The 7739-nt window shown below is 58.5% G+C and carries 7 protein-coding genes; 2 read left to right on the top strand and 5 right to left on the bottom strand.

Annotation, left to right across the window (positions count from 1 at the left end; all coding sequences use genetic code 11):
• Positions 1-123 precede the first annotated feature (123 nt).
• The 4 genes from asd to leuC all read right to left on the bottom strand — a co-directional run bounded on the left by asd (position 124) and on the right by leuC (position 4515).
• Positions 124-1239, bottom strand: coding sequence for an aspartate-semialdehyde dehydrogenase (gene asd, locus B4U49_RS02115; protein ID WP_078082934.1), 1116 nt, complete (start codon positions 1237-1239; stop codon positions 124-126).
• Between the two features lie 79 nt (positions 1240-1318).
• Positions 1319-2392, bottom strand: coding sequence for a 3-isopropylmalate dehydrogenase (gene leuB / locus B4U49_RS02110; RefSeq protein ID WP_078082933.1), 1074 nt, complete (start codon positions 2390-2392; stop codon positions 1319-1321).
• Positions 2393-2419: 27 nt separating this feature from the next.
• The gene (gene leuD, locus B4U49_RS02105) at positions 2420-3067 is read right to left on the bottom strand and encodes a 3-isopropylmalate dehydratase small subunit (RefSeq protein ID WP_078082932.1); all 648 of its coding nucleotides are present in this window, start codon (positions 3065-3067) and stop codon (positions 2420-2422) included.
• Positions 3067-4515: a 3-isopropylmalate dehydratase large subunit gene (gene leuC, locus B4U49_RS02100; protein ID WP_078082931.1), complete on the bottom strand. Its 1449-nt coding sequence runs from the start codon at positions 4513-4515 to the stop codon at positions 3067-3069. The genes leuD and leuC overlap by 1 nt, the downstream gene beginning before the upstream one ends.
• 125 nt (positions 4516-4640) lie before the next feature.
• Between leuC and B4U49_RS02095 the strand changes: the two genes are divergently transcribed.
• Both B4U49_RS02095 and B4U49_RS02090 read left to right on the top strand, forming a co-directional pair.
• The gene (locus B4U49_RS02095) at positions 4641-5519 is read left to right on the top strand and encodes a LysR family transcriptional regulator (protein ID WP_078082930.1); all 879 of its coding nucleotides are present in this window, start codon (positions 4641-4643) and stop codon (positions 5517-5519) included.
• Between the two features lie 149 nt (positions 5520-5668).
• Positions 5669-6406 (top strand): TIGR04219 family outer membrane beta-barrel protein, encoded by a 738-nt coding sequence (locus B4U49_RS02090; protein ID WP_078082929.1) that lies wholly within the window; start codon positions 5669-5671, stop codon positions 6404-6406.
• Between the two features lie 88 nt (positions 6407-6494).
• On the opposite strand, the gene aroC is transcribed toward B4U49_RS02090, so the two are convergent.
• The gene (gene aroC / locus B4U49_RS02085) at positions 6495-7595 is read right to left on the bottom strand and encodes a chorismate synthase (RefSeq protein ID WP_078082928.1); all 1101 of its coding nucleotides are present in this window, start codon (positions 7593-7595) and stop codon (positions 6495-6497) included.
• Positions 7596-7739: the final 144 nt, after the last annotated feature.

The following is a 7739-nucleotide window of genomic DNA, read 5'->3' as shown; positions in this document are numbered from 1 at the left end:
TAGCGAGCGGGTGGTTGGTGGTGTCCGCCGGAGCACAGGAAGCGCAATGTATATGCAATACATGAGCATTTCGAGCACCGCCGGACACCGCCAGGCGCACGCGCAGTAAATTTTAATGGTGCCTTACAGTTTGCCCAGCAGAATCAGCAGTACACGGCGCAGGGGCTCTGCCGCACCCCACAGCAGCTGGTCACCGACGGTGAAGGCGTTCAGGTACTCACCGCCCATGCTCAGCTTGCGCAGACGGCCCACCGGAATATCTAGTTTGCCGGTTACCGCGGTCGGGGTCAGCTCTTTGAGGGTTACTTCGCGGTCGTTCGGAACCACTTTCACCCAGTCGTTGGCGGAGCCAATCAGCTTCTCGATCTCTTCCAGCGGAAGGTCTTTCTTCAGCTTCACGGTGAACGCCTGGCTGTGGCAGCGCATCGCACCGATACGTACACAGGTGCCATCCACCGGTACGGTGCTCTCGGTAGAAAGAATCTTGTTCGCTTCTACCTGGGCTTTCCACTCCTCGCGGCTCTGGCCGGATTCCAGCTGGGTATCGATCCACGGCAGCAGGCTGCCCGCCAGCGGCTCACCGAATTGCGCGGTAGGGAAATCGCCGCTGCGCATGTTTTCAGCCACTTTGCGGTCGATCTCCAGGATCGCACTCGCCGGGTCTGCCAGCTCGCTAGCCACACCATCGCGGATACTGCCCATCTGGGAGATCAGCTCACGCATGTGCTTGGCACCAGAGCCACTGGCTGCCTGATAGGTCTGCGCCGTAACCCACTCCACCAGGCCTTCCTTGAACAGGCCACCGAGGCCCATCAGCATCAGGCTCACGGTGCAGTTACCGCCGATATAATTTTTCACGCCGGCATCGATACCGCGGTCGATCACGTCGCGGTTTACCGGGTCCAGCACAATAATGGCGTCGTCATTCATACGCAGGCTGGAGGCGGCATCGATCCAGTAGCCTTCCCAACCTTTCTCGCGCAGCTTGCCGAAAACCTCTTTGGTGTAGTCACCACCCTGACAGCTGACGACCGCATCCAGCTCGGCCAGTGCGTCCAGGTCGTAGGCGTCTTTGAGTGGCGCAACTTCTTTACCAATCTCCGGCGCCTTACCACCGGCGTTGGAAGTGGAAAAGAATACCGGCTCGGCAATATGTGCGAAGTCGTTTTCTTCCAGCATGCGGCCCATCAAAACGGAGCCGACCATACCGCGCCAGCCTACGAATCCTACCTTGTTCATTTCATTACCCTGTTAAATCTGTGAGTTTCTGGCCCCCGGACAACCGGGGGCAAATGCAGCGATGTGGCAAGCAGATTTACTAGAAAGCGGCCACCACTGCTGCGCCCATTTCTGCGGTAGAGACTTTCTTCGAGCCTTCAGTGTAGATGTCCGCGGTGCGCAGTCCCTGATCCAGCACTTTACTGACAGCTGCTTCGATCGCCGCTGCTGCCTCTCCCATATCGAGGGAATAGCGCAGCATCATGGCGGCAGAAAGAATGGTGGCCAGCGGGTTGGCAATACCCTGCCCTGCAATATCCGGTGCGCTACCGTGACAGGGCTCGTACAGGCCAAAGCCACTTTCGTTCATGGACGCGGACGGCAACATGCCGATGGAGCCGGTGAGCATGGCGGCGGCGTCAGACAGGATGTCGCCGAACATGTTACCGGTCACCATGACATCAAACTGCTTGGGCGCACGTACCAGCTGCATGGCTGCGTTATCCACGTACATGTGAGACAGCTCTACATCCGGATATTCCGGTGCCAGTCGGTCCAGTACTTCGCGCCACAGCACGGTAACCTCGAGTACGTTCGCCTTGTCCACGGAGCACAACTTGCCGCCGCGCTTCTGAGCAGCCTCGAACGCGGTGCGGGCAATGCGCTCGATTTCGGATTCTTTGTAAACGTAGGTGTTGTAGCCCTGCTTCTCGCCATTCTCGAGGGTTTTGATACCGCGCGGCTCACCGAAATAGATACCGCCGGTAAGTTCACGCACGATCAAAATGTCGAGACCGGATACCACTTCCGGCTTCAGGGAAGAGGCATCGGCCAGTTGCGGATACAGAATCGCGGGGCGCAGGTTGGCGTAAAGACCCAGGCCACTACGAATTTTCAGCAGGCCTTTTTCGGGACGAATGGCGCGATCCAGGGTATCCCACTTGGGGCCACCCACCGCACCCAGCAGCACCGCGTCGCACTCGCCGGCCTTGGCCAGTTCCGCGTCGGTCAGAGGTTCACCGTGGGCATCAATGGATGCACCACCGATCAGGCCTTCGCTGAACTCCAGGTTAAGGCCAAATTTTTCGTCGGCCGTTTTCAGTACCGCTACCGCCTGCTCGACAATTTCCGGGCCGATTCCATCGCCCGGGAGGATCATGACTTTCTTGCTCATCGTTCTTCCAATTATTCTGTGGGCCGCTTACTTCACGGCATCAAACAGCCAGGGTGCCTGCTCGCGGCGCTTGGCTTCATAGGCTCGAATATCGTCTGCATCTTCCAGCGTCAGGCCAATATCATCGAGGCCATGCAGCAGGCAGTGCTTGCGGAAAGTGTCTACCTCAAAGGCATGGGTTTCGCCGCTGGGCTTGATCACTACCTGCGCTTCCAGATCGACCGTCAGCTCATAGCCTTCCTCGGCATACATTTCCTGGAACAACTGCTCGACGATTTCTTCTTCCAGAACGATCGGCAAAAGACCGTTCTTGAAACAGTTATTAAAGAAAATATCCGCAAAGCTCGGCGCGATGATGGCGCGGAAGCCATGATCGTCCAGCGCCCAGGGGGCGTGCTCGCGACTGGAACCGCAACCAAAATTCTTGCGCGCCAGCAGCACTGACGCACCCTGGTAACGGGGGTGGTTCAGCGGAAAATCCGGGTTTACCGGGCGCTTGCTGTGATCCTGCCCCGGCTGACCCTCATCGAGATAGCGCAGCTCATCAAACAGGTTGGGGCCGAAGCCGGAGCGCTTGATGGACTTCAGGAACTGCTTCGGAATAATCAGGTCCGTGTCCACATTGGCGCGGTCCATCGGAGCGGCAATGCCTTTGTGCTGGGTAAAAGCTTTCATCAGCTTGCCTCCTTCTGAAAATCACGTACATCCACAAAATGACCGGCAATCGCCGCAGCCGCCGCCATGCTCGGGCTCACCAGATGCGTACGGCCGCCGTAGCCCTGGCGCCCTTCAAAGTTGCGGTTTGAAGTGGAAGCGCAGTGCTCACCAGCCCCCAGCTTGTCGGCGTTCATCGCCAGACACATGGAGCAGGAAGGCTCGCGCCATTCGAAACCTGCCTCGATAAATACCTTGTCGAGCCCCTCTTTTTCCGCCTGCGCTTTCACAGACTGAGAGCCCGGCACTACCAGCACCTGTTTTACGCTGTCGGCTTTTTTGTGACCCTTGGCCACCGCTGCCGCCGCGCGCAGATCCTCGATACGGGAGTTGGTGCAGGAGCCGATAAACACACGGTCGAGGTTGATATCGGTAATCTTCTGGCCGGCGTTCAGGCCCATGTATTCGAGCGCGCGCTCGATACCGGCCTTTTTCGTTGCATCGCCCTCGTCCGCAGGACTCGGTACCAGCGCACTGACCGGCACCACCATCTCCGGGGAAGTACCCCAGCTTACCTGCGGTTCAATTTCTTCACCGCGCAGCTCGACAACTTCATCAAACTGGGCACCATCGTCTGAGTGCAGACGACTCCAGTTTTCCACTGCCTTGTCCCACATCTCACCTTTGGGCGCGTAGGGCTTGCCCTTTACATAGTCCAGGGTGATCTGGTCCACCGCCACCATGCCCGCACGCGCGCCGGCTTCGATAGCCATGTTGCAGACGGTCATACGACCTTCCATGGACAGATTGCGAATCACCTCACCACCAAACTCAATGGCATAGCCGGTGCCACCCGCGGTGCCTATCTTGCCGATAATCGCCAGCACCACATCTTTCGCTGTTACGCCCGGACCGAGTTCACCGTCCACGCGCACCAGCATGTTTTTCATTTTCTTCTGGATCAGGCACTGGGTGGCCATCACATGTTCCACCTCGGACGTGCCGATGCCGTGTGCCAGCGCACCCAGGGCGCCGTGGGTGGAAGTGTGGGAGTCACCACAAACTACGGTCATGCCCGGCAGAGTCGCACCGGTCTCCGGTCCGATCACGTGCACGATGCCCTGCCCCGGATCGTTGATACCAAATTCAACGATGCCGAAGTCCTTACAGTTTTCATCCAGGGTCTGTACCTGGATACGGGAAACCTCATCCTGGATCCCGGCGATACCACCAGCGCGCTCGGCGGCGTCGGACGGTACGTTGTGGTCCGGAGTAGCGACCACAGAATCCGTGCGCCAAGGTTTGCGGCCGGCCAGACGTAGTCCCTCGAAGGCCTGGGGCGAGGTCACTTCGTGAATCAGGTGACGATCGATATAAATCAGTGCGGTGCCGTCTTCGCGGCTTTTGACCAAATGGTCTTCCCAGAGCTTGTCGTAAAGCGTCTGTTTATTGTGCTCTTGCTGGCCCATTAGCCCCATCTCCTCTATGGATAACATGCCGGAGTCTAGGGGGGGCATTGAATAACATCAATTTATATTTATTATATGGCGCATTCGTTTTTGGAATACCTAAAAACAACCATCGAGAAGCACCCATGGAACTCCAGTGGCTCAAAGCCTTCCTTGCGATTTCTGAGCAGGGCTCCGTTTCGGAAGCCGCTGAACAGCTGCACCTGACCCAGCCCGCCGTCAGCAAACGCCTGGCTTCCCTGGAGCAACAGCTGGGCACTCCCCTGTTCGACCGCATCGGCCGCAAACTGCAGCTGACCAATGCCGGCCGCGCCCTGCTTCCCCGTGCCCGCCATATCCTCAACGAAGTGAGCGATGCCGAGCACGAGCTGCGCAGCCTGGGCGAGACTATCGGCGGCAGCCTGCGGATTGCCACCAGCCACCATGTCGGCCTGCATCACCTGCCGCCGGTACTGCGAGAGTTCAGCAACCTCTACCCCGACGTCGCCCTGGATATCGACTTCCTCGATTCCGAGCAGGCCTACGAGGCACTTATGGCCGGCGAATACGAACTCGCCGTGGTAACTCTCGCCCTCAAGGACTACCCAAACCTCAACGCCCAGATCATCTGGCCGGACCCCTGTGTGGTGGTCGCTGCGCCGGACCATCCCCTCGCACAGATGCCCGAGCTTGACCTGCCGGCGCTGGCCCAGTACCCGGCCATCCTGCCAGACATGAATACCTATACCGGACGCCTGATCAAGCGCGAGTTCGATGCTCACGGCCTCAAACTGACCGCCAAACTGGCGACCAACTTCCTGGAAACCATCAAGATGATGGCAGGCGTCGGCCTCGGCTGGAGTGTGTTGCCCAAGACCCTGATTGACGACAGTCTGGCCGAACTGCCCATGCCGCAGCTCAGTATCGTGCGCAATCTGGGCATCATCTATCACCGCAACCGCACGCTCAGCAACGCCGCCAATGCACTGCAGCAATTGCTGTTCAAAGAGGCGCGCGGCCTGTAATTCCTGACTAAGCATCAGTTTCAGGTTCCGCGGGAACGCCAAGCAGTGCGCAAAATCGACCCAAACTACGGCTAAAGAGATCCAGGTTCAGGGAAACTTCATCAAAACCCTGTAGAATCTGCCGCAGAATTCAACCGGAGCGACTCCAAATGAAAAAAATAACCCTGGCTATCTGCACCGCACTGGCTTCCGTTTCCGCCAGCGCTGACACCATCCTCGGCTTTGACGCCACCCTGGGCGCATGGAAACCCGCCTACAGCGGCGCCGTGGGCGTGGACGACTTTAACGTGGACGAGTTCACCCTCGCCGAAGACAACGTCACCTTTATCCAGGCCGCCCTGGAGCACCCGATCCCGCTGGTCCCGAATATCCTCGTGGCCCACAGCAGCATCGAAACCAGTGGCGAGGCCATGCTGAGCGAGAGTGTCACCTTCGGCGACGAGACCTTTCTGGTTGGCTCCGAAATCAATGGTGACATCAACCTCACCCACACCGACGCCACCCTCTACTACGAGATCCTGGACAACTGGGTAAACCTGGATGTTGGCCTGACAGCCCGTATGTACAGTGGTGATATGTCCGTAGCCAGCGACTTCCAGTCAGAAGACATCGAACTGTCCGGCGTACTACCCATGGTCTACGGCCAGGCCCGTTTCGACCTGCCTTTCACCGGCTGGTCCATCATCGCCCAGGGCAACGGCACCAGCTATAACGGCGACAGCCACACCGACCTGACCGCCAAAGTACGCTGGGACTTCGTTCCTGCGCTGGACTTCGCCATCGAGGCCGGTTACCGCTCCATGACCCTGGACGTGAAAGAACTGGATTCCTTCCAAAGCGATCTGGAAATCAAGGGTCCCTACCTGGGCCTGAACCTGCACCTGTAATTTCAGGCGAGCAGATGCAAAAAAGGCGGAGCGCTTTCGGCGCTCCGCCTTTTTTATTTGTCGGAAGTAATTCCGAAATCGACGCTATTTACGCAGATTCACCGGCAGGAATCTTCAGACCGAAATCCACATCCCCATTCTGCGCGCGCTGGCGCATGACGTGGTCGATCAGCACCAGCGCCATCATCGCCTCGGCAATGGGCGTTGCGCGGATACCAACGCAGGGATCGTGACGTCCTTTGGTAACCACTTCGATGGGATTGCCATTGGTATCTAGGCTTTTACCCGGGATACGCAGGCTGGAGGTAGGCTTGAGTGCGATATGAGCGATCAACTCCTGACCGCTGGAGATGCCGCCCAGCACACCGCCGGCGTTGTTGGACTGGAAACCTTCCTGAGTGATTTCATCGCGGTGCTCGGTGCCCTTCTGCTCCACGGAAGCAAAGCCCGCACCAATCTCCACGCCTTTTACCGCGTTGATACTCATCAGCGCGTGGGCCAGGTCGGCATCCAGGCGATCGAAGATCGGCTCGCCGAGACCCGCGGGCACACCGCTGGCATGCACGGAGATACGCGCCCCGATGGAGTCGCCGTCCTTGATCAGCGCCTGCATGTAGGCCTCCATCTCCGGCACCTTGGCGGCATCCGGACAGAAGAAAGGATTCTGATCCACCTGGGACCAGTCGAGGTTCTCAACCTTGATCGGCCCGAGCTGGGACAGGTATCCGCGCACTTCGATTCCGAACTGCTGCTTCAGCCACTTCTTGGCAATCGCACCAGCCGCGACGCGCATGGCGGTTTCACGTGCGGAGGAGCGACCGCCGCCGCGGTAATCGCGCAGGCCGTATTTGGCCCAGTAGGTGTAGTCGGCGTGAGCCGGGCGGATCTGCTCGGCAATATTGGCGTAGTCTTTGGAGCGCTGATCGGTGTTCTCGATCAACAGGCCGATGGGGGTACCCGTGGTTTTTCCCTCGAATACACCGGAGAGGATTTTAACCTCGTCGGCTTCGCGGCGCTGCGTGGTGTAGCGAGAGGTACCCGGCTTGCGGCGATCCAGCTCCAGCTGGATTTCCTCGGCGGTGATTTCCAGTCCCGGAGGGCAACCATCCACAATACAGCCCAGCGCGGGGCCGTGGCTCTCGCCAAACGTGGTTACACAAAACAGCTTGCCAAAAGTGTTGCCCGACATATCCGGTATTCCCTACCTCTAGTCAATTATTCGTTGAAGGGGGCGCATTATAGAGGATTCCGTGGGCTTAGGCTTGGGGTAAAACAGCGAACTGGACGCGAAGGTGATGATACCGGGCGCAGCCTTGTGAGACCTTCTAAAACA

This window comes from Microbulbifer mangrovi (assembly GCF_002009015.1).
Taxonomy (GTDB): domain Bacteria; phylum Pseudomonadota; class Gammaproteobacteria; order Pseudomonadales; family Cellvibrionaceae; genus Microbulbifer; species Microbulbifer mangrovi.
Note: the sequence above shows the minus strand (reverse complement) of the source record. Positions and strands in the feature narration are given on the sequence as shown.